We start from the raw sequence: 21871 nt of genomic DNA on the forward strand, positions 1-21871 counted from the left end.
ATTCAATATTTTGGTAGGTTGAGTGTGGGATTAAGCCTATGAAAGCAAGATAACTTAAGTCAAGTTTTCTGGTTATTATTAGGTCATTAGGAAGGTTATCCTTCGCTTCGCACGTTTTACTCTTCACTTCGTACTCGATATCCTTCACTTGCCCCCGAATATCCTTCACTTTCATCCCTTATACCTTTCACTTTTCAAAATTTACCCTTCACTTTTTGGGGAAATCAGATTTTTTCCCACGGGAATCTACTTTTATCCACTTTTGTAGGCTGTTATCCTTCACTAGACCCGCTTTACTCTTCACTTCGTACTCGATATCCTTCACTTGCCCCTGGATATCCTTCACTTTCATCCCATGTACCTTTCACTTTTCAAAATTTACTCTTCACTTTTTGGGAAAATCAGATTTTTTCTCACGGGAATCTACTTTTATCCACTTTTGTAGGTTGTTATCCTTCACTAGACCCGCTTTACTCTTCACTTCGTACTCGATATCCTTCACTTGCCCCCGAATATCCTTCACTTTCATCCCTTGTACCTTTCACTTTTCAAAATTTATCCTTCACTTTTTGGGAAAATCAGATTTTTTCTCACGGGAATCTACTTTTATCCACTTTTGTAGGCTGTTATCCTTCACTTGCCCCGCTTTACTCTTCACTTCTCCTTGGTTTTCATTCACTCTCTATACGTCGGAGAAATTACATCAATATTTCTCTCGCATATTATACTTTACCTCACCCCCACAAATTCAGAATTCTCTCATCTAACTACCCCAACAAAAAACGGGCATTCGCCCGCAAATTACGCTCTTAAAAATAAAAATAACTCTCTATTAAACTTTTCCAATTCATCAAAGAACAGTCCATGGCCGCTTTTTTCAAAAGGAACTAATGTTGAACCCTTAATAGCTTTGTTCATCTCTTTTGCAAACTCAAATGGACATATTTTGTCTAGGACACCATGAAAGATAGCCGTTGGCACCGTTATGCTAGTAAAATCTTTCCTTAAATCCTCATCACGTAGGGCTTCTAACGAAAAGATTGTACCGTAGCTAGATGCCTCCCATTCTAGTGATTGAAACCAAAGACTAAAGCTGGGATCCACCTTTTTGTAAAAGAAAAGCTTCCCAAAATCCTCAAGCGCCTTTGGACGATTTGTTTGAACTGATTTAATTAGAACATTCACTTCTTCTCGTGTTTTACCATAGGAATAACCCGGCCGCTGGACAAAGGATGGTGCAGCAGCTCCAAATAGCATTAACTTTGATACACGATGAGATTTATGGCGTGCCATATAACGGATTGCGACTGCCCCTCCCATCGAAAACCCAGCGAGAATAAATTTTTTTAGTTTCAAAGCGTCTACTACTTTACGAATATCATCCGCCATGCGGTCATAAGTATAACCCTCCCACGGATGACTCGACTTGCCAAATCCACGTAAATCCACACCGATAAAGCGGAATCCTTTTTTTGGAATCTCATTCATTTGGTATTCATACATTTTGTGATTGACTGGCCAACCATGAATACACAAAATTGGTGTTCCTCTACCAATATCATTTACAAAGAGGGAAACATTTTTTTCAACCTTGATGTAATGTTCCATGAATTTCCCCTTTCATCCATGTAATCTCCATTGATTGTTGTAATAAGCCCCAATTTTATTTATGCGGATCACGGTGAAAATAGAATTTCAACTGAAATCAAAAAGACACTTGGAAAATCCAAGTGTCTAATCATTAAAATTATTCAGCGTCAAAAACTTTAACTTCTTTCATAACATCGCCATTTCTCATGTTCAATGCTGTTTCTAATCCAGAAGTTACTTTTCCGAAAACAGTGTGAACACCGTTTAAATGTGGTTGTGGCTCATGTACGATAAAGAATTGGCTTCCGCCTGTGTCTTTACCAGCATGTGCCATAGAAAGAGCTCCTGCAACGTGCTTATGTGGATTTCCTTGTGTTTCACATTTGATTGTGTAACCAGGACCACCAGTTCCAGTTCCAGTTGGACAACCACCTTGGCTAACGAAGCCAGGGATTACACGGTGGAAATTCAAACCATCGTAGTAGCCTTCTTTTGCAAGCTTTTCGAAGTTTTCTACCGTACCTGGTGCTTCATTTGGATATAATTCGAATTCGATTTTCTCGCCGTTTTCCATTAATATGTATCCTTGTTTTGTCACAGAAATCATCTCCTTAGTAAATAAAATCAGTTATTATCATATCATTTTTCATATTGGAATGAAAAGCGTGACACATTAGCCCTTACGTAATCTTTCAAATCCTGTTATGATAAAGTCGAAAACGAACATAGGAGAGACAATATGAGTGTACATAAAGCAATTAGCAAACATGTAAATGGTCAGAATGAAATTATCCGTCATTTTGCATACTTAGATGAACAACGAGAAAGATTCATTGAGGAAGCTACGACACTTTGTAAAAATGGTCAACCATTTTCGACCGATCTAATTAATGCGGTGACAAAGGAAATGAATGAGCTCTCAATGAAAATTGAGAACCTTCCATCACGTAAATTGGTTACACAAGAAATGATTAAAGATTATGTGAATCTGCTCGAACAATAATAATCATTTTTTTAAACGAAATTATCCGAAAAAGGACTAAATTTGGCAGAAGAAATTCTGTCAATTTTAGTCCTTTTTATTTTCCAATTTATTACCTTTTTATTTATTTCGATTCTAAACGCAAGTTACTGCAACCAACAACTTTTCATCACATTATTTTTTTCTACAAATTCCAATGTTTAGATAAAAATGAAATAGGTAATTTTAAGGATAAATGGGATTAATATTTTGGAGGTACAAAGAATAGTAGTAATGGACTGTATGGAAATAAGTCCTTTGCCTTTTCAATAGCGGAATTCTTTCACCTACTATTATAGAAAGTATTGAAAATTGGAGGGAAGCATGAAGAGGAATTTATTAACCATCATTGCCATAGTATCCATATTTATTTTGAATCACGGTAGCACTACTCTTGCTGCAACACCAATAAGTGATTCAAATCTACGAAATACTCTAACGAACGTAAAAGATACTGATCAAGTTATTATTGTCAAAGCTAAACCAAATTCCACAACAGCCTCTGTGCAAGGATTCGAGAAAATCAATGGACAATGGATGGCTTCATTCCAACCAATTCCTGCTGTGATTGGGAAAAATGGAATCGGAAAGACAAAAGAAGGCGATGGAAAAACACCGGTAGGAGCTTTTCAAATTGGAAATACATTTGGTTGGGCGAAAAGTCCAACTAATATGAAAATGCCTTATAAACAAACAAATAAATTTCATTATTGGGTCGATGATGTAACCTCTAATGATTATAACAAATGGATGTATTATACAGGCAACCCTTCTACTCGTTGGAAGTCTTTCGAAAGGTTACTTCATCCATTATATAAATATTCATTTGTAATTCGGTACAATGACCAGCCGATTGTAAAAGGAAAAGGAAGTGCGATTTTCTTTCACGTATGGAAGGGGCCAACCTCCTATACAGCAGGATGTGTAGCAGTTAGCGAGAAACACACCGTTAACATATTAAGATGGCTAGATGAGAATAAAAAACCAATCATAGTGATTGGCGAACATAGCAAAATTAACTCCTATTTAAATAATTATTAAAAAGACTTGGAAAACCCAAGTCTTTTTCATTTTTCACTATTTGCTTTACAGTTTGTTCTGGCTTGTCTTAATCCAATTCAATCTCAAGCATTACCGGACAATGGTCACTACCCATGATTTCTGCATGAATTTGTGAGTCCTTGATAGAAGGAGCTAACCGGTTTGAAACTATGAAGTAATCAATTCTCCAACCAATATTTCTCTCTCTTACTTTATTCATATATGACCACCAAGTATAAGAGTCGGTCTTCTCAGGATATAAATAACGGAATGTATCAATGAAACCAGTGTCCAATAGTTGTGTCATCTTCCCTCTTTCTTCTATAGTAAATCCTGAATTGCCAAAGTTGGATTTCGGATTTTTTAAATCAATTTCTGTATGTGCGACATTTAAGTCCCCACAGTATATAACGGGCTTCAATTTATCTAATTCTATTAAATGAGCTAGAAGTTCTTCTTCCCATTGAAGACGGTAAGATAATCTGGCAAGGTCTCTTTGTGAATTCGGGGTATATACATTTACCAGGTAGAAGTTCTCGTATTCTAGAGTTAAGATTCTACCTTCTGCTTCTTCATTAGCTAACCCGACACCATACTTTACAGTGATCGGTTCAGTTTTTGTGAATACCGCTGTCCCTGAATACCCTTTTTTCAAGGCGTAATTCCAGTATTGGTGGTACCCTTCAAGTTCCAGTAAAATTTGTCCCTCTTGCAATTTTGATTCTTGGATACAAAATATATCTGCATTAATAGCATGGAAATAATCGAGAAATCCCTTTCCTACACATGCCCTGATTCCATTCACATTCCAGGAAACTAATTTCATTTATATATTCTCCTCTACCTTTTTCATGATGAGTTACTGCTATAATTAGAAAACTTGGCTAGCTCCAAGCCTAAGCGCATGCTAGTTGTACTCATACTTTATTTCGATAATTGGCCATTACGTCGAGTTCCTTCTGCCATTTTAAACTCTCATAAAGTATAAAATAACATAATTGAACTAAACAATGTAAGTTTATTAGAAACCTAGTCGCTAGCCAAGCTTAAAACCAAGACGTATGCATCATTACACAATTTTTCCCCTACAAGTTGCCACGACCTTAAAATTTTTTCCTAAAGTATAAATAAAAACAGAGTATCCTTTCGATACCCTGTCTTGTGATAGAAATCATTATTTATTTTTCGGATATACAATTTCGTCGATGATTCCATATGCCTTCGCTTCTTCAGCCGACATAAAGTAATCACGATCAGTATCTTGGTTTATTTTCTCGATTGATTGTCCGGTCCGTTCGGCTATGATTCCATTAATTAGTTCGCGGTGCTTTAATATGCGTTTAGCTGATATTTCGATATCAGTCGCCTGGCCTCTCGAACCTCCTAATGGCTGGTGGATCATAATTTCGCTATTCGGCAGGGCAAATCTCTTTCCTTTTGTCCCAGCCAATAATAACATCGCACCAAAAGATGCCGCCATCCCCGTACAAATCGTTCTTACATCAGGCTTAATGTATTGCATCGTATCAAAGATGGCAAAACCTGCTGAAATTGATCCACCTGGGCTGTTAATGTAGATAGATATATCTTTATCTGGGTTATCGGCTTCAAGAAATAATAGTTGTGCTACTACACTATTGGCAATATGATCGTTGATTTCATCTCCAATCATAATAATCCGGTCTTTTAATAATCTTGAATAAATATCGTAAGAACGCTCTCCTCGACTGCTTTGTTCAATCACATAAGGAATCGTGCTCATTGTTTGGACCTCCTCCATTATCGTGGCTATGCAGCCATGTAGAGAGATGAGAAGGAAGGATACTTGTTTTGGTTTTTGACTGTTTCAGTCGCAAGGCTCGATAGACTAGGGAACATAGGAATGGCCAGTAATAACAATGATGGGTCATCGGTTAAAAGTGCTGAAAGAAACAATTCTTTAATTTTCCTTTCTTCCTCATGAACGAAATGGCATTTCTTTGATGTTAGCGATTCGGTTTCATTACAGTGAATTCTTTGCTTAGCCCTAAATAGGATAGATTTCACTGCCATCTCGGAGGTCTGAAGAATTTCAGCAATCTCCTTCGTCTTATAGAGGAACGCTTCCTTCAATATAAAAACGACCGCTTGCTTTGGAGTTAATTTTTCTAATAAATACTCAACCATTTCATTTCCTTGTGAATGCCGAATCGTCCTATCCTGTAATTGATCTGTCAATTGCTCTTCTCGCTGTCGAGATTTCTTCCTTAACGTATCAACCCACGTATTGTAGGCAATTTTTTGTAATAAAGATTGACATAATGATGATTCAGGATAGGACTTCATCGCTTTCATGAATGTTTCCTGTGCAAGGTCATCCCCGTCCCAGGAGCTTTGTGTCAAAAACCGGCAATACTGATTAAGGCGGGGAAAATATTGTTCCCAATTCTTTTTCTCGCCACTTTCTACATTGTTACTTATCACATGTAGGTGAATAGCTTTACCATCCATCTACCATCACTCCTTTTCATCCCTCTGTTTTTTAAACGAAACATGTGAGGAATTAGATACGGGTAAAAAAAATTCTTAGAAAAAGTTATAAAGACCATTTTCAAAGTAGTCGTATTCTTCTTCGGAAATGAGCTTTTCACCATATCCGCTGTAAAATGCAGAACTGTCTTTTTCATGATCGAATATTCCATCTTTTTGTCGGACAGCAAGGCTTACATCATAACGAGGGTCACCATATCCCCCTCCACTCCAATCGATAATCGCCACTATTTTCTGGTTCACCACAAGAACATTATCAATTGTAAAGTCTCCATGAACAAGACATGGCTGAATTGGAGCTGGTCTATTTTTAACCAGTTTATCCAATAATTCTGGTGTTCCTTCTGTACCATATGTAATCAAATTATGCTTTGCTTCTATTAGCTTTGTTTCAAGCCAATCACTGGTTAATATAAGTGACTTTGGACAACTCGTTGAATGAATTTTCTTTAATGTTACTCCAAATTGATATATCAGCTCTTTTCTAATAGACTCATTCCTGGCACTTACTAAAGCTTCCCTTAAGGTTACTCCTTTAAAATACTCCAAGACTGCCCATACTTGTTCATTTTCCATATGAGTTAGGTAAACCTTTGGAATAGGAAGATCTGTATGGATAGCCAGCTCTTTCAATACTTCTAATTCTTTTATGAACCATTGATTATATTTTTCTTTTTTAGTTCTTTTTAGCGCAAAAGTTCCCTTTTTTGAATTTACAATCGCAACATCAGATGTCCATCCTTGTCTTGGAAATTCAAGACTATTTGTTTCAATAAAGAATTTTTTAATGGGTTCTGGGATTTCATTAACATTTATCGGAATCAACGTGAAGCCTCCTGATTGGTCTTTTTTCCATACTATATGACATTATCAATGCTTCAACAAGCAAAAATCCGTTAAATTTTCCCAATATATAGTCTTTTTGCATAGTATAGTATCAATTCTTTATTAGGAGGTGAAAATATGGGACTTTTCATTAATGGGAAGTTAGATGTTTATAAATTCTCAGGCGAACTTGAAACTCCTAATCAAATAGAGGATAGGAAGAATTTTTTACAAGAGTTATTGAAAGAACAAGAATTATTCAATCAGTCTGTGCAAGACGTCATGCATTCTTTTTCCCGTTCTTTTGACAAAATTGAACATGAACAAGCGGCCAATTGGAATGATATTTCCAACCAACTGATTGATTTAAAGCAAAATGGTAAATCACAAAATGAATTTGCAGAAATGATGGTCACTTGGATGAAGACAATTGATGAAAAAACGGAGGCATTAAAGGAAATCATCGCCAAAGAAGAAAGTATGAAACAAGTGATGATTGAACAGATGAAGGTGCAGAGTCAAGCAACTCTTGAAATTGCGGAGAAAGTTGATGAAGTACAGGTTGAGCATAAAGAATTCAATGTGCAACAAAAGGAACTTTCCGCTAAATTGGATCAACAGGAAAATCGGACAAAAGAGGTTCTAGTAAGGTTGGATCAACAAGATGCCTTGCTCCAACGAATATTAAGGCAAATGAATGATTTCCGTTCTATCCTATATGAAAGAACGAATCATTTAGTGGAGAAGATTGAAAGTGGATATGAATTAACCTCCTCATATATATATAAACTGATGACTGGTAGTGATCAACCACTGACTTTTTATATGAAGAGAGAAAAAAAGCAGGAAACTAAGTAAGAGGAGCTTCTGACTCCTCTTACCAACCAAAATATTATGAACGTTGGAGAACGTTTACTTCATTTACCCACCCAAATGGGTCTTCAAGTTTCCCTGTCTGGATTCCTGTCAAAGTCTCAAAGAGTCTACTGGATAATATTCCAGTCTCCCCATTGTTTATAATCATGTCATGCTCTTGCCAATGGAAACTTCCGATTGGAGAAATGACTGCTGCTGTACCTGTTCCAAAAGCTTCTTCAAGTAATCCCATAGCATGTGCTTCCCTGATTTCTGCGATTGAAATCTTCTTTTCCGTAACTGGAATTCCCCAATTCTTTAGTAAATCGATGATGGAAGATCGAGTAACTCCCGCCAGGATACTTCCATTTAGTGCAGGAGTGATGATTTCTCCATTAATTTTAAAAAACACATTCATACTACCCACTTCTTCAATATACTTTTTCTCAAGACCATCGAGCCAAAGGACTTGTGCACATCCTTTTTTCGTTGCCACTTCTTGTGCCTTTAAGCTTGCAGAATAATTACCACCTGTTTTTGCAGTCCCTGTACCGCCTTTTACTGAACGGACAAACTCTTCTTCCACGGCAATTTTCACAGGATTAATACCCTCTTTATAATAAGCCCCAACTGGTGACAAAATGATAATGAACTGGTAGCGTTTCGAAGGAGAAACCCCTAAAAACGGCTCGGTCGCTATAATGAATGGACGGATGTAAAGTGAGGTCCCTTCTGCTGTAGGAATCCATTCTTTTTCTAGATCAACCAGTTTTTTTAAAGCAAACAGGGCAAATTCTTCATCAATGGCTGGAATACATAACCTTTCATTAGAAAGATTCATCCGTCTCATATTTTGCTCTGGCCTAAATAACAATACTCTTCCTTCTTCATTCCGATATGCTTTTAGTCCTTCAAATACGGTTTGCCCATAATGGAATGCCATGGATGACGGTTCTAATGAAATCGGTTGATAAGGAACGATCCTTGGATCATGCCAACCAATACCTTCCGTATAATCCATCATAAACATATGGTCGGTAAATGTTCTACCGAATACCAGGTTTTCATGTGAAGGTTTTGGTTTTTTTGTAGGATTTTCAGTAATTAAGATTGAATGGTCATACATAGACATGGCTCCTTGTTCCCTATTCTTTTAAAGGGTGATGTTGTAAAGTGTTAATGAATTAGAGTTATTTTACTCCTATAACAACAAGGTATCAAGTGTAATTACAAAAAATTCAAAATATTTTCATCGTCATAAATATTATTGTAAGATTTCATCAATCAGCTGATCTAATCTTTCTAAGCTTTTTGTAGCCCTTTCAATGGATAGTTTTCTGTAATGGTGTTTACCTCCCTCTTCCTCATCCATTTCATCTGCTAATTTAACGATTTGTTGTAATGGCGTTCTTATAATATCGTTTGAAGGTAGGAAGGAATCGGTATGAAACAGAATTGCCAGCGATATGGTTCTTGCTTTAACCGGATTTTCACCTAGTCTTATTAATAACTTATGGGCCCTTTCCGCACCCTTTATCGGATGAATATCATTTTTCTTGTATAAATCATAATCCCATTTTCCATTTTTATACCATGTAAAATGGCCAATATCATGAAGTAATCCAGCCTTTGCCGCACAGTCGACGTCAAGTCCATTCTTTTTGGCAAGCTTAACTGCATGATATGATACAGCAATTGCATGTGCTAGCCCAGAACGATTCAAGTATTTTTGGGCGATATGATGGTTGATGATTTGTTGTAACGTCACATCTCTCATAGCTTGCCTCCTTAAGAATTTTGTTTTTTAGTGTACCATTTTATGTTAAGTTTGCTCAAACATTATTTAAGGTTTCCCCCACATACTATTTGACTTTTGTTTAGGCGCGCACCAATTGGGAAAAGATGAATAAAAAAGTGGAGTGTAAACTTTGAAAGAAAAAAAAATTAAACCCATCCAAAATGGATATACATTAAGGCAATATTACTTCCCTGAACAAATTGTAGAATCCTTTATTAAGGAAGGAGAAAACTCCCAAAACAAATCGATTCTTGCTCAATTTATCCTATCATTAATGGCGGGTTCATTTATTGCATTTGGAGCATTGGCATCAGTCCTCTTGTCCTTGGATGTAAAAACAAGTGGAGTTTTCAATGTACTATCTGGAATCGGTTTTGCTTCTGGATATGCCATGATTTTCTTATCAGGTTCCATATTATTCACAGAAATTAACGTCCTATTGCCTAGCTATATTCTCCACAACAAATTTAGATTTACTAAACAAATCTTAAAATTTTGGGCTGTATGCTATATCGGAAATTTTCTTGGAGCATTGTTCGTTGGTTTTCTCCTAAACTTATCTGGATCATTGGATGCCTCCTTCTATAAAGGCGTTTTATATTTCATGGAAAAGAAGACACAATTTTATGATCGAGGGACGTGGGGATGGTTCCAGGTGTTATTTTCAGGAATCCTTGCAAACTGGTTAATAGGGATAGCAGCAGTATTGGCAACAGCAGCGCGGGATGTTGCTGGTAAAATTCTAGGAATCTTTCTTCCAGTCATCATATTTGAAGCAGGGAATTTTCAACATGCTGTAGCGAACATGGGATATTTCAGTATTTCAGTGTTAGAAGGATTTAATTTTAGTTGGTATGAATTCATATTCCGCAATATGATTCCGGCTTCAATTGGCAATTTAATTGGGGGAGGCATCCTAGTTTCTTTATTATTGTCATTTGCTTTTAAAGAAAATATAGATGAAGAATTACTAGAGAATGATTAATGAATACGAAAAAGGATACGAAAGGAACAAGTATTTGAACTGCTCCTTTCGTATCCTTTTCTGTTATGTATGATTAGAGGCTGTTTCCTTTGACTTAAGTAAATCTGGTATCTCCATCAAATCGTGAATCCAATAGTCCGCTTCAGCATACTCCCACATCCCATTGATTTTCCAAGCGGTCTTCATCCCCACCTTCTTTGCTGCAAGAATATCATGAATCGGGTGATCTCCAACAAATAAACATTCTTCTGCTGACACTTTTAACTCCTTTAAGGTATATTCAAAAATGGCTGGGTCGGGCTTTTTCATACCAACTGCTTCAGAGATTACGATTACTTCTAAATCATTTTCAATTCCTAATGCACGGATTACATCCTGTTGGAATTGCTCCCTTCCATTCGAGATAAGTCCTATACGAATTGAATTTTTTTTCAGTAGCTCCATCATAGTGTGAAGATGTGAAAAAGCAGTACAATGATTTTTAAAATCCGTCATGTAGTCTGCTAGTAGGTAGTCCACTGAAACATCCATCCCGAATTTTTCTACCATTTTAGTGTAAACTTCATCCTTCCACACCAACCCGTTACAATCTAATTCCAAAAAGGTTTTTATAAAGTCGGACTTTGGCACTTGAGAAAGCTTGTGATACAGTCTATCGTATTGATTTTCTATGAAATTCATGATTGAAAACTCTCTATTTAATAAGGTTCCATCTAAATCGAAAAGAACCGTTGTAATTTTGTCCATTCTCATCATCCATTTCCACTGAAAAATAAATAAAATAACGAAAAAGAAAATATTTCCTAAAAATGCACTTAAATTGTATATAATATTAATAAAAATAAAATTGGGAGGTGTTATTTCATTGGAAAGACCTAAGCTTAAAATTCCTAAAACTAAATTTGAAATCCTTTTTGATTTACTTGGCCTTATAGTATTCATTGTAACAACAATTTTTGTAGCACAACATTGGGTAGATCTTCCCGATTCTATTCCAACGCATTTTGGCGCTGATGGAAAGCCGGATGATTGGGGTTCTAAACATACCATATGGTTTTTAACGGCGATAGGAATCCTTACCTGGATTGGCATGAGCGTACTCGAGCGATATCCTCATATCTATAATTATATGAATCTCACACCTGAAAACATTGAGAAGCAATATAAAATGGGTAGAATCCTTGTCAATTCACTTAAAAATGGAATGATTTTTTTATTTTCCTATATCCAATGGATTGTGATTCAAGTAATTGAAGGGTCAACCGTAGGGTTAGGCAGCTGGTTTGTTCCTTCCACATTGTTAATCACTTTTGGTACGGTATTTGGTTTTATTCTGTATTCTTTAAAGAAAAAGTAAAAAGGGGTGACTCGAATGTCCGTTTATTTACGGTCTGAGTCTCCCTTTTTTATTTACTTTACTATACGTCCTGGGTTATCACTGTGGTTTGATCTTTATTATTACGTCTCATTATTCCATATATAATGCCCATGCCAAGTACTGATAGTGCTAAATAACATAAAACTGCATATTCGAAATAATGATAAGATAATGTGGCCATTACATCATACATCGAATGAACAATTACACACGTCCATAAGCTTTTCGACCATAATAAAAGCAAGGCAAATAATAATCCCATATTTGTATATGTGACAACAGTTCCGATTGTGATTTGCCAGTCTGTTTCCGTTGATAAGGCATGTCCCACCCCGAACAATAGAGAAGAAATGAACACGGACATTATCAAGAATCGATCACGTTTTCCCTCTTCCCACAGGTTTCGGAAGAAAAACTTGCACAATAATAGAATAAAAATAATATATGATAATCTCCAGACTTCTTCTAAACCTGCTAAAAGGTCAGTATAAAAGTCATACCCAATTAAATCAATTGTATCAAATAAGGAAGCAGATTCAGCACCTGGATACTTCTCCAATTCCGAATCCTCCATAATTGAGAGGGAGTTTGAATAACTTTCCACATAGTCTATATAACTATTGTTAAAATCTTTAAATATATTAGAAGTGTATAAATCCGAAAGAATGCTTCCTGTAATAAAAATAGAAGATACGATAAAAAAACGAAACAATTTCTTAGTAATAGATGATTTTTTTAAGTTCGGTTTTAGTTGATCATTGAGCTTTATTCCAATAAAAAATGCCACGATCATTAGTGCATCATAAATGGTACTAAAAAAATAACTATAGCGATTTAAAAATAATGTTATCTCTGCACCAATTGTAATTAGAAGCATGCCAATAAACAACTTTACAGAGATTGGTTTGGTTAAACGATCTGTTAGCATAAGAATTACCGTCTATTCATATAAATTTTGGATATGCATTTCTAAATCATTTTCATATTTCTTTGGCCACGTTGTTTCAATTTCATTTGTATAACGAGTCCACTCTTTTTGAAGATCAGCAAGTGATTTCCCATACACAGCTTCCATGTTCAGTTCCACCGTATGGTGATTGAATAGTTGTAAATATTTCTTAGGGCCATAATGCTCTATTAAATACAGACTAAACGATGCGATTTTCCAATAAGAAGCCTGATTTTGTGTGTAAGTATCATGGTCTTCCTTGCCACGTATTATAGCGTAAAAAAACCAGTCTTTTGTCATTAGCTCATGAAAATCAGGAGTTTCATAATGCTTTTTATGTATGATCCACATATCATGTGCTGTATATTGAATTCCTTCGTTAGGCAGATAGTGAAGATAGTTTCCTAAACCAATTGTGGTGAATGGTCGCATTTTGATTTTAGGATATAAACTATAAATCAACATCTCATGAAAATTCCAGTCTTCTAAATAAATTTGGTCTGGATCATATAGATACATAGATACATAGCTTGGCGGAATATATTGAACCGCTTTACTACTATTAAGGACAATAGTTGCCTTTTCTTTCGGCGTAATGGAAGACTTCATTGCCCCAAGAACGTCTTCTGTCGCGGAAGTGATGTGTTTTTCGATTTCATCTAGAAGGACATCATCATAGTTACCGTCATTTTGGATGACGATGGTAATATTATTTATTTTAATATATCTATTTTTTTCTTCACTAGTATTTTCATTTATTAGCTTGATTGAAACAAAACCAAGCAGGTTAATAATAGCTAGAAAAAATAAGCAGGCCACTCCCCACTTCAATGTGCGTCTTTTCATATTTCACTCCCTTCCTGAAAAGTCCCATATGACATATGATATACATTATTCAACATTTCGAGGAATTGAGCAATCCATTTTGCAATAAAACTTTAACATATTAATACCGTTATGGATTTACTAGTATAGTAGCGATTTCATCTTGTATGAACGTTACTTTTTCCTCATCCTTAACGTTATTAATTATAATTGAAAAAACATACTTATCCCCATTTGAACGGTTTGCATAGCCTGAAAGTGTCGATACAGATGTAATGGTTCCTGTTTTAGCTCGTATATTTCCTTTAGCTGGATCATTTTTCATCCTTTTTCTTAAAGTGCCTCCAATCATTCGATCAGGATTTCCCGAGACAGGCAATGAATACTCAAAACTTGGGAACCATTGCTCATTTTGGATAGCAACCAAAAAATGGGACAAAGCATTTCCCGTTACTAAATTCACATGCGATATTCCCGATCCATCTCTAATTAAAAGATTGTTAGGATTGACCCCAAAATCCTTAATAGACTCTTCTATCACTTCTATCCCTTTTTTCCAGCTGCCCTCTCCTTTGTGGACTCTCCCCATTTCCTTAACCAATACTTCTGCAATGCTATTATTACTTAACTTCATCATTGGTACTATCATTTCTTTCAATGGCATCGATTGGTGCTTAAGTACTAATGTTGCCTTTGATGGTGTGGTGTCAAAGTGTGTTTTCCCCAAAAACAGGATGCCTTGTTCAAGAAGAGCTTGTTTGAATTGATCCATGACTAGCTGCGACGGGTCCGTTACCGCAATCCATGACCTTGAGGATAAGTTAACAGGTAAGGCACCCTCAATCTTAATAGAATTAGAATCATGTCTTCTTTTAATATTAATTTCTTTTTTCTCACCTTTTTTTACCGTTTTAGTTTCATTCGTTATTGAAACCAAGGATGTAAAGGGTGATATTTTAACTCTGGCTGGATTTCCAATTTTAGAGGAAGGTTGTAAATCTATCATGACCGTTCCTGCATCATAATCTTTATTTGGTGATATGGTTAATGCTGATACTGCCGCTCCGTAGTACTCACCTTCATCACTCCATGAAAGGTCTTTAGAATAGCGTTCTGAATCATACCAGGTGTCATCACCAATTATATTCCCTTTAATAACGGTGACTCCCCTCTTTTTCAATTGAATGACTAGTTCCGATAGGTCTTCTTTTAGTAGTGTAGGATTTCCTTTACCTTTTACATATAAGTTCCCCTGTAAAACATTCTCAACTATTACTCCATCGGTCCAGATTTCAGTTGAGAATCTATAATCCTCCCCTAATACCTTAAGAGCCACTGCTGCCGTTAATATTTTCATGTTGGATGCTGGCCTTACATTGACATCACCCATTTTCTCGTATACTAGTTCTCCTGTTTTCGCTGATCTGATGCTGACGGATGTCAAAGCTCCATCTAAAATTGGATTCTTTAGTACCTCTTCAATTTTTTCATCGAGAGAATTCAATACTACTGGTTCAGCATCTACTTGAATTTCCTGCTGTCCAATTGTCATAGGTTTGACGGTAACTACCATCATTACCAATACCGTAAAGATCCAAAGGAATTTCTTTTCCATGTACCGCCCATCCTTTTAAAGTTATTGGTATGTTTTTCGGTATATTGTTGGAATTATCCTTCATTCGAGAAAAATTAAAAAGAAACACCAAAAGACCTATTACCGAAAAGTGATAATAGGTCCACGTAATCTTATTAGTTTACTGTTGGGAAACCATAGCCAGATGCATAATCATCACCTGTTGCGGCTCCTTGTCCTCCATTAATATCATTAGACTTCGCTCTATTTTGCAGTTCTGCTCGTACTTGTGCTGAAGTTAACGACTTGTTGGCAGACCAAATTTTTGCAGCCAGACCCGAAACATGAGGAGTGGCCATGGATGTTCCGCTTATTGTGTTATACCCACCATCCATCCAAGTGGATTCGATCGCCGCACCTGGAGCTGAAACTTCAACATCTTTTTCTTGAATGATATAATCTCCGTCTGTTAATGGATTACCTCTTGATGAGAAATTTGCTACTCTATATGTGCCGTTTTCTTGGACATTTTCTAATGCAGCTACAGCAACTACATTGGATAGTGCCCCTGGATAACCGATGGTATTGGCAGAGGGACCACTGTTACCTGCAGCAGCAATGATAAGAACACCTTTACTGTATGCATAGTCCACTGCGCTAGCTATTAAACTATCTTTCGCACTTGAACCTAGAGACATTGAAATGATAACCTTCGAACTAGTACTAGTTGCTTGATCTGCGGCATGTCTAATAGCGTAAGCAATGTCATCGGAATACCCTGAACCTCGGTCATTCAATACTTTGTATGCCCAAAGCTCAGCCTCTGGAGCAACTCCGTATATTCCTTGGCCATCGGTTCCACCATTTGCTAAAACACTCCCAGCTACGTGCGTTCCATGACCATTTCTATCATTACATGAATTATTAACAAGTGGAGATTTTGTTTGAGTAAAATCCTTACATTGCTCAACATTTTGTACTAAATCAATATGAGATTTATAGACTCCTGTATCCAATACGGCAACTTTAATTCCGTCACCACCGCTTGACTGAGATAATGAATTATTTTTATAAATTGCCTTTATCCCCCATGGCACTTGATTTGTAGGGACTGCCTGTGCAGTATTAGTTGGCGGAGCTTCAATACTTGCCGTTTCAACTAAACGAACTGACAAGTTCTTTTTATTTTGCAATGCTTTGTATTGTTTTTCTGTTAAGTCTACTGTGAAGCCTTCACTATTAAATTCTCGATGTACCCCATAACTCTCTTTTAAAACTTTTTTGTCAGAATCAGATGCAGTAATAAGAACCCTTAATAATTCTTGCTCATTTACCTCCTTCGCAGTAGCCACTGGCATCAATGCAGAAAAACACATCCCAACACTTAAAATCGTTGCTCCCAACCATTTTCTCTTTTTCATCTTCTCTCCTCCGACTAGTCTAATTCTCAGCTATTCTCGATGTAAAACTACTATAATACAATTATAAGATGTCGAATATATGCTGAATTTATCAAATTTTCAGAATAATTAAATTAAAAAACAGAGTCAAAAGACCCTGTTAAATAGGTATAATTATTCATTTTTACTAAATTTTACCTTCATCTTTTAATCGAAATGCCTTTTTAAGAGATTCTAAAATTGTAGATAAAGAAAGGATGCTTAAAGCAAAAAAGATTATTGGTGTTAACGGAATCCACGGATATGCTCTTAAATATCGATAAGAATCCCCAATGATTCCTGACCATTCCATGGAAATAGATTTTGGCGGCTGACCAGTTTCATAGTCTATGAAGGTCCCACCAAAAAATAATTTCAGGGTGCCTAAATGCGCTAAAATGATTAATGCTTGTATAAATTGCTGGATAAATAAGAAAAAGATTTTATCTTTCATGTTAGGCATTATGTGCTTCCAAAAAATATGCCATTTAGAACCACCTAATATAATTGCACTTTCTATGTATTCTTGGTTCCACAATTTCCTCATCTGACTAGTAAACTGTAAGCTTAAAGTTGGAAGGGCTAAAAAGGATAACACTAATATTTCAAATAAAGCTCGTTCCCAAAATGGATGATCGAAGCCCGTTGTTTTCATCCATAAAACGTTAAACAAAATAAAAAATGCTATCAACGTTTGAGGGACAATAGAAAAAGGTTCGGATACCCATCTCATGAATGTCAGTATTCTAGGGAAATAGGTTGATACTGTTGATCCAATGAATAAACTCATCAAAACGCGCAATAAGGCAATGATTAATCCAACTGAGAGAGTATACTTTGCTCCAACAATAACCATCTGAAGCATATCATAACCTAACAAATCGGTTCCAAAAGGAAATTTTTCTAATGGAGAATAAGGCGGTACTGATAACACTTCTGCTTTCTCGTTCATTTCTAAAAGTGTAAGTTTGATTTTATCGTCAAAGAAAACTCCATAACAGATACTATAAACAAATAGCCCCACAAAGAATGTAGTACTAATCATAAACTTCCAATCTTTTAATAGATAGGCCTTCATTCTCTTTCTCCTTTCATTATTTGTGGGGTAATGAGCTCGTACAGTTTATAAATTAGAAAAAATGGAACAAAAATAGATAATGCTACGATAACAAAAAGTTCTGGTGCTTCAAACGTTAATATAAACATGGAAACACCTTGAATGTTAAATAAATATTCAACGACCACCATAGAAGATAACAGAACCCAGATAAGCGTTTTCGAATTAATCCATATTTCATCAATAATATTTCTTGTAATATGTTTTATTAGAATTGAAATATGTGTTGTACCTGTACTCTGTGCTAGTAAGACATAATTTTTCTCAAATTCGCTTTTAATAGAAATTAAGATGATTTTAATAAAGTAAAAACTTGCCGGAATGCTTAGTGAAATTAAAGGTAGAACAATACTACGCTCAGATCCCATCGATATTACTTGAGTAAGCTTTATCCCATAGTTTTTATAAATGAATATGACTCCTAATTGTAGAACTGAAATGATCAAAATGTCTGGAATAGATTCGAAAACTATTAATTTCCTTAAGAATGAATCTACTTTTTTAAAGAAGAAAGCATAGCAAATAAATACTACTAAAATAGAAAATAATAAACCAATTAATAGTGAAGCTCCTATAAAAATCAATGTTTCTCTATATTTCACCCAAAAGATAGGAAATAATTCAGTATGCTCCCAGTATGTTGCATTATCAAAGAATAGCAATTTCAAAGTTAAGTTTTTAACATAAACTAAATACTCTTTCAGGTGGAATCCTAAATTATCAAAAAGAATAGGCATTCCCGTCACAAGTATGATGATCCCTACCCCAACTAAAAATTGCATTAATATCAAAAATAATTTCAAACTAATTCTATATATTTTTTCCATTCCCTCACCATCTTTTGTAAATATTTGGTCACAATTATTACAAGTATATAACAATAAAATCAACAGTAGCAATTTTCTAAAGAATATTTGTTTTTTATGAAGATGTATTTGTAATTATTGTGTTGGTGGCACAGACCGTGTATTTCTTAACAGCACTGATTGGCTGAGTGTTTTGTCGAAAAATCGATATTTTTTGATTTTCGTAGTTATTTTGGCCATATCGATTTTATTTTTCCTAGTTTCGCAGTTATTTTTTCTGTTTCGATTTTATTTTTCACAGTTTTAATGATAGGAGAATCTGTATTATAAAATCTTTCCTTTTTCATGAAGGAATCCTAGCTGAAATGTAGAAATTATCATGGAAACCTCGAAAGGAGTAAATAAATGATAATAAAAGACTTAAAAATTCCTCTCTCTATTCAAAAATTACAAGCATTAGAACGCAGACTTCCATCTCATCATCAAAAAATCCCCTTAATTAAGGAAGAACTCAAAAATCGACAAGCTGGATACAACGGCGAAACTGCCATCACCTTTCCTCTTAGCTTTCTTGATCCTAAATCCTACCATATTTTTCGCGGACTACGTTTATTAGACCAATCTTATTTTTTCCAAATGGATATTCTCATACTTTCTGCCAGTTTTATTCTAATTATTGAAGTCAAAAACTTTGGTGGGAAAATTTTCTTTGATCCAGTTTTTAAGCAGCTCATCCAAACAAAAGATGGAAAAGAGATGGCTTATCCTGACCCTATCATTCAAGTCAAACGTCATGAGATGCAACTGAAAAAGTGGTTATCTCAAAAAGGACTCCCCCAAATCCCGATTTATTCCTTAGTCCTCATAAGTAATCCAAGAACCATTATCCGTACTACTCCTGAAAATCATTCCATATCAAATCATGTCCTGCATCGCGACTTATTACCCTTAAAAATCATTCAAATTGAAAAATCCAATCCTAGCCCCATCATATCCGATAAGGAAATGAAAAAGATTATTCGCCTATTAAAGAAACAACACACTGAAGGTGAATCTTCCATCCTTGAACAATATCAAATTAACCAAAAAGACATATTAAAAGGCATTTTTTGTCCTCAATGTAGCTATCTACCTATCCATAGACATCATGGAGCTTGGTTTTGCCCTAAGTGTAAATTCAAGAACAAAGACGCTCACTTTACAGCCTTGCATGATTACAGGCTTTTATTCGGACCAACCATTACCAACAGCCAAATACGGGAGTACCTGATCCTTGAATCCTCTTCTTGTGCTACCAGACTACTATCGTCTATAAATCTTCCCTATTCAGGAACAAAAAAAGACAGAGTTTATCACCTAGCCTTTAATGAGGAATAGAAAAACGTCAATTGTCCTAATTGATACATAAAAACAAGAAGATAACAGTATGACTTGTCATGGGATGATTTGTAAATTAGTGGTATTATAAGTAAAAAACAAATAGAGATAAAACCTTAAGGAGAGAGCATATGAAATTTGTTCATATTTTCGGACCTCAAGCGGTTGGTAAAATGACAGTTGGGCAGGAATTAGTGAAAATAACAGATTTGAAACTTTTTCATAACCATATGCTATCGATTTGGTCGGTCATTTTTTTGATTACAGTACAAAGGAAGGAAAAAGATTAGTAAATTTGTTTCGCCAGGAGATATTTGAAGAGGTTTCAAAGAGTAATTTGTACGGAATGATTTTCACTTATGTCTGGATGTTTGATAAGGAATCGGATTGGGATTATGTTAAGCGACTTTCCGAACTTTTTGAGTCAAGAGGAGGCACTGTCTACTATGTAGAATTAGAAGCTGACTTAGAAGAAAGACTTGAGCGAAATAAAAGTTCAAACAGACTGGAACACAAGCCTAAAAAACGAGATATTGAATGGTCTGAAAATGATTTAAAAAGCACATTGGAAAAGCATAGATTAAATTCATTAGAGGGTGAAATCAATTTCCAAAACTATATAAAAATCAACAATACAGACTTAAGTGCACAAGAAGTAGCAAAAATCATTAAGGAAGAATTTCACTTATAGGGATTCAAAAAAATAAAACTGCACCTATATGCATTGGACTAACAATGATAGGTGCAATGATTTATTGTTTATTTTTTTGTAAACGTATCAGTCAAGATAGGCACGATTTGTTTTTTACGTGATACAACACCTGATAAAACAGCTTTGTTATCATCAAGTTTTACGTTATATGCTTTTTCTACTGCCCAAGTATCTTTTCCAAGAGCAAGAACGGTTGAGTCGCTATTTAGTATGTCAGTAACAGCTAAAACGAAAAGATCTAACCCTTTTACGTCTATAACAGCGTTGATTGCAGATTCAAGCTCAGCTTGTCTTGCCATAACTTCTGACACATCGATTGCATTAACCTGTGCGATTTCAACTTTGCTATCACCCATAGGAAATTCCTTAGAATCAATTGCAATTAATTGCTCAGCAGTTTTGTCTCCAAGGCTTGCGCCAGCTTTAAGCATTTCCAAACCATATTCTTCAGCATTTACACCAGCTATCTCAGCTAATTCTTTCGCTGCATTTACATCTTCTTCTGTGCAAGTCGGAGATTTAAATAGAAGGGAATCCGAAATAATAGCAGAAAGCATTAATCCAGCTACACCACTTGAAATTTCAACATTATTTTCTTTGTACATCTTGTTTAGGATGGTTGCTGTACAACCAACAGGTTCAACACGGAAATACAAAGGATCACTTGTTTCAAAGTTTGCTACACGGTGATGATCAATTACTTCAATGATCTTCACTTGATCAATATCATCAGCACTTTGTTGACGCTCATTATGGTCGACAAGAATGACTTGTTTTGCTTCACTCGCTACTGCTTCTACTAGACGAGGAACTTCAGCTTTAAAGGTATCCAATGCATATTGAGTTTCTGCACTCACCTCACCTAAACGGATTGGTTCAGCATCCATACCTAATTTATTTTTTAAGTCTGCATATGCAATTGCAGAACAGATTGAGTCAGTGTCCGGTTTTTTATGTCCAAAAACTAAAACCTTTTCCATGATCATTCGCTCCTTCACTTATGTATTTTTGAATAATCGCATACCTACTATCATACAATTTTTTTTCTCAA

24 protein-coding genes and 1 pseudogene are annotated in these 21871 nt (G+C 35.5%); 7 read left to right on the top strand and 18 right to left on the bottom strand.

What is annotated here, in order from left to right; all coding sequences use genetic code 11:
* Positions 1-208 precede the first annotated feature (208 nt).
* The 4 genes from DBX25_RS20630 to DBX25_RS11980 all read right to left on the bottom strand — a co-directional run bounded on the left by DBX25_RS20630 (position 209) and on the right by DBX25_RS11980 (position 2164).
* A complete protein-coding gene (locus tag DBX25_RS20630; protein ID WP_157950956.1) occupies positions 209-346 on the bottom strand; it encodes a hypothetical protein in 138 nt (45 codons plus the stop codon).
* 39 nt (positions 347-385) lie between these two features.
* The gene (locus tag DBX25_RS20635) at positions 386-523 is read right to left on the bottom strand and encodes a hypothetical protein (protein ID WP_157950957.1); all 138 of its coding nucleotides are present in this window, start codon (positions 521-523) and stop codon (positions 386-388) included.
* Positions 524-801: 278 nt separating this feature from the next.
* Positions 802-1608, bottom strand: a complete 807-nt coding sequence (locus DBX25_RS11975) for an alpha/beta fold hydrolase (protein WP_108671036.1) — start codon at positions 1606-1608, stop codon at positions 802-804.
* Positions 1609-1747: 139 nt separating this feature from the next.
* Positions 1748-2164, bottom strand: a complete 417-nt coding sequence (locus DBX25_RS11980; protein WP_240620287.1) for a peptidylprolyl isomerase — start codon at positions 2162-2164, stop codon at positions 1748-1750.
* Positions 2165-2329: 165 nt separating this feature from the next.
* Between DBX25_RS11980 and DBX25_RS11985 the strand changes: the two genes are divergently transcribed.
* Positions 2330-2593 carry a YpbS family protein gene (locus DBX25_RS11985; protein WP_108671038.1) on the top strand — a complete coding sequence of 88 codons (264 nt, stop codon included), beginning with the start codon at positions 2330-2332 and terminating at the stop codon, positions 2591-2593.
* Between the two features lie 342 nt (positions 2594-2935).
* Complete coding sequence (locus DBX25_RS11990; protein ID WP_240620279.1) at positions 2936-3652, top strand: L,D-transpeptidase family protein; 717 nt, start codon at positions 2936-2938, stop codon at positions 3650-3652.
* A gap of 67 nt (positions 3653-3719) precedes the next feature.
* On the opposite strand, the gene DBX25_RS11995 is transcribed toward DBX25_RS11990, so the two are convergent.
* From DBX25_RS11995 to DBX25_RS12010, 4 genes are all read right to left on the bottom strand, one after another.
* Positions 3720-4478, bottom strand: coding sequence for an exodeoxyribonuclease III (locus DBX25_RS11995; RefSeq protein WP_108671039.1), 759 nt, complete (start codon positions 4476-4478; stop codon positions 3720-3722).
* A 348-nt stretch (positions 4479-4826) separates the two neighbouring features.
* Positions 4827-5432, bottom strand: a complete 606-nt coding sequence (clpP, locus tag DBX25_RS12000; RefSeq protein WP_276309604.1) for an ATP-dependent Clp endopeptidase proteolytic subunit ClpP — start codon at positions 5430-5432, stop codon at positions 4827-4829.
* A gap of 8 nt (positions 5433-5440) precedes the next feature.
* Positions 5441-6142 (bottom strand): sigma-70 family RNA polymerase sigma factor, encoded by a 702-nt coding sequence (locus DBX25_RS12005; RefSeq protein WP_108671041.1) that lies wholly within the window; start codon positions 6140-6142, stop codon positions 5441-5443.
* A gap of 75 nt (positions 6143-6217) precedes the next feature.
* The gene (locus DBX25_RS12010; protein WP_108671042.1) at positions 6218-7006 is read right to left on the bottom strand and encodes a phosphotransferase family protein; all 789 of its coding nucleotides are present in this window, start codon (positions 7004-7006) and stop codon (positions 6218-6220) included.
* 138 nt (positions 7007-7144) lie between these two features.
* Between DBX25_RS12010 and DBX25_RS12015 the strand changes: the two genes are divergently transcribed.
* A complete protein-coding gene (locus DBX25_RS12015; RefSeq protein ID WP_108671043.1) occupies positions 7145-7864 on the top strand; it encodes a hypothetical protein in 720 nt (239 codons plus the stop codon).
* Between the two features lie 34 nt (positions 7865-7898).
* Here the strand turns inward: DBX25_RS12015 and DBX25_RS12020 are convergent, their stop codons facing one another.
* Positions 7899-8987, bottom strand: coding sequence for a branched-chain amino acid aminotransferase (locus tag DBX25_RS12020; RefSeq protein WP_108671044.1), 1089 nt, complete (start codon positions 8985-8987; stop codon positions 7899-7901).
* 138 nt (positions 8988-9125) lie between these two features.
* Entirely contained in the window at positions 9126-9638 is a 513-nt protein-coding gene (locus DBX25_RS12025) for an HD domain-containing protein (RefSeq protein WP_108671045.1), read from the bottom strand.
* A 151-nt stretch (positions 9639-9789) separates the two neighbouring features.
* On the opposite strand from DBX25_RS12025, the gene DBX25_RS12030 reads away from it, so the two are divergent.
* Positions 9790-10644 (top strand): formate/nitrite transporter family protein, encoded by an 855-nt coding sequence (locus tag DBX25_RS12030; protein ID WP_108671046.1) that lies wholly within the window; start codon positions 9790-9792, stop codon positions 10642-10644.
* A gap of 63 nt (positions 10645-10707) precedes the next feature.
* Here the strand turns inward: DBX25_RS12030 and DBX25_RS12035 are convergent, their stop codons facing one another.
* A complete protein-coding gene (locus DBX25_RS12035; RefSeq protein ID WP_108671047.1) occupies positions 10708-11391 on the bottom strand; it encodes an HAD family hydrolase in 684 nt (227 codons plus the stop codon).
* A 118-nt stretch (positions 11392-11509) separates the two neighbouring features.
* Here DBX25_RS12035 and DBX25_RS12040 point away from each other — a divergent pair, with 118 nt between their 5' ends.
* On the top strand, positions 11510-12001 hold the full coding sequence (locus DBX25_RS12040; RefSeq protein ID WP_157950958.1) for a DUF1648 domain-containing protein: 492 nt from the start codon (positions 11510-11512) through the stop codon (positions 11999-12001).
* Between the two features lie 61 nt (positions 12002-12062).
* On the opposite strand, the gene DBX25_RS12045 is transcribed toward DBX25_RS12040, so the two are convergent.
* From DBX25_RS12045 to DBX25_RS12070, 6 genes are all read right to left on the bottom strand, one after another.
* Positions 12063-12950 (bottom strand): CPBP family glutamic-type intramembrane protease, encoded by an 888-nt coding sequence (locus DBX25_RS12045; protein WP_108671049.1) that lies wholly within the window; start codon positions 12948-12950, stop codon positions 12063-12065.
* A 12-nt stretch (positions 12951-12962) separates the two neighbouring features.
* A complete protein-coding gene (locus tag DBX25_RS12050; protein ID WP_108671050.1) occupies positions 12963-13817 on the bottom strand; it encodes a hypothetical protein in 855 nt (284 codons plus the stop codon).
* 109 nt (positions 13818-13926) lie between these two features.
* Positions 13927-15411: a D-alanyl-D-alanine carboxypeptidase/D-alanyl-D-alanine endopeptidase gene (gene dacB, locus DBX25_RS12055; RefSeq protein ID WP_108671051.1), complete on the bottom strand. Its 1485-nt coding sequence runs from the start codon at positions 15409-15411 to the stop codon at positions 13927-13929.
* Positions 15412-15545: 134 nt separating this feature from the next.
* A complete protein-coding gene (locus DBX25_RS12060; RefSeq protein WP_108671052.1) occupies positions 15546-16790 on the bottom strand; it encodes a S8 family peptidase in 1245 nt (414 codons plus the stop codon).
* Positions 16791-16956: 166 nt separating this feature from the next.
* Positions 16957-17886, bottom strand: coding sequence for an ABC transporter permease (locus DBX25_RS12065; protein ID WP_108671053.1), 930 nt, complete (start codon positions 17884-17886; stop codon positions 16957-16959).
* Positions 17883-18752, bottom strand: coding sequence for an ABC transporter permease family protein (locus DBX25_RS12070; RefSeq protein ID WP_108671054.1), 870 nt, complete (start codon positions 18750-18752; stop codon positions 17883-17885). The genes DBX25_RS12065 and DBX25_RS12070 overlap by 4 nt, the downstream gene beginning before the upstream one ends.
* 384 nt (positions 18753-19136) lie before the next feature.
* Between DBX25_RS12070 and DBX25_RS12075 the strand changes: the two genes are divergently transcribed.
* Positions 19137-20108, top strand: a complete 972-nt coding sequence (locus tag DBX25_RS12075; protein ID WP_108671055.1) for a nuclease-related domain-containing protein — start codon at positions 19137-19139, stop codon at positions 20106-20108.
* 131 nt (positions 20109-20239) lie between these two features.
* Positions 20240-20799 (top strand): annotated as a pseudogene (locus DBX25_RS12080) (AAA family ATPase).
* A 68-nt stretch (positions 20800-20867) separates the two neighbouring features.
* Here DBX25_RS12080 and DBX25_RS12085 read toward each other — a convergent pair.
* The gene (locus DBX25_RS12085; protein WP_108671056.1) at positions 20868-21800 is read right to left on the bottom strand and encodes a manganese-dependent inorganic pyrophosphatase; all 933 of its coding nucleotides are present in this window, start codon (positions 21798-21800) and stop codon (positions 20868-20870) included.
* Positions 21801-21871: the final 71 nt, after the last annotated feature.

The organism is Peribacillus acanthi (genome assembly GCF_003073175.1).
GTDB classification, from domain to species: Bacteria; Bacillota; Bacilli; order Bacillales; family DSM-1321; genus Bacillus_BN; species Bacillus_BN acanthi.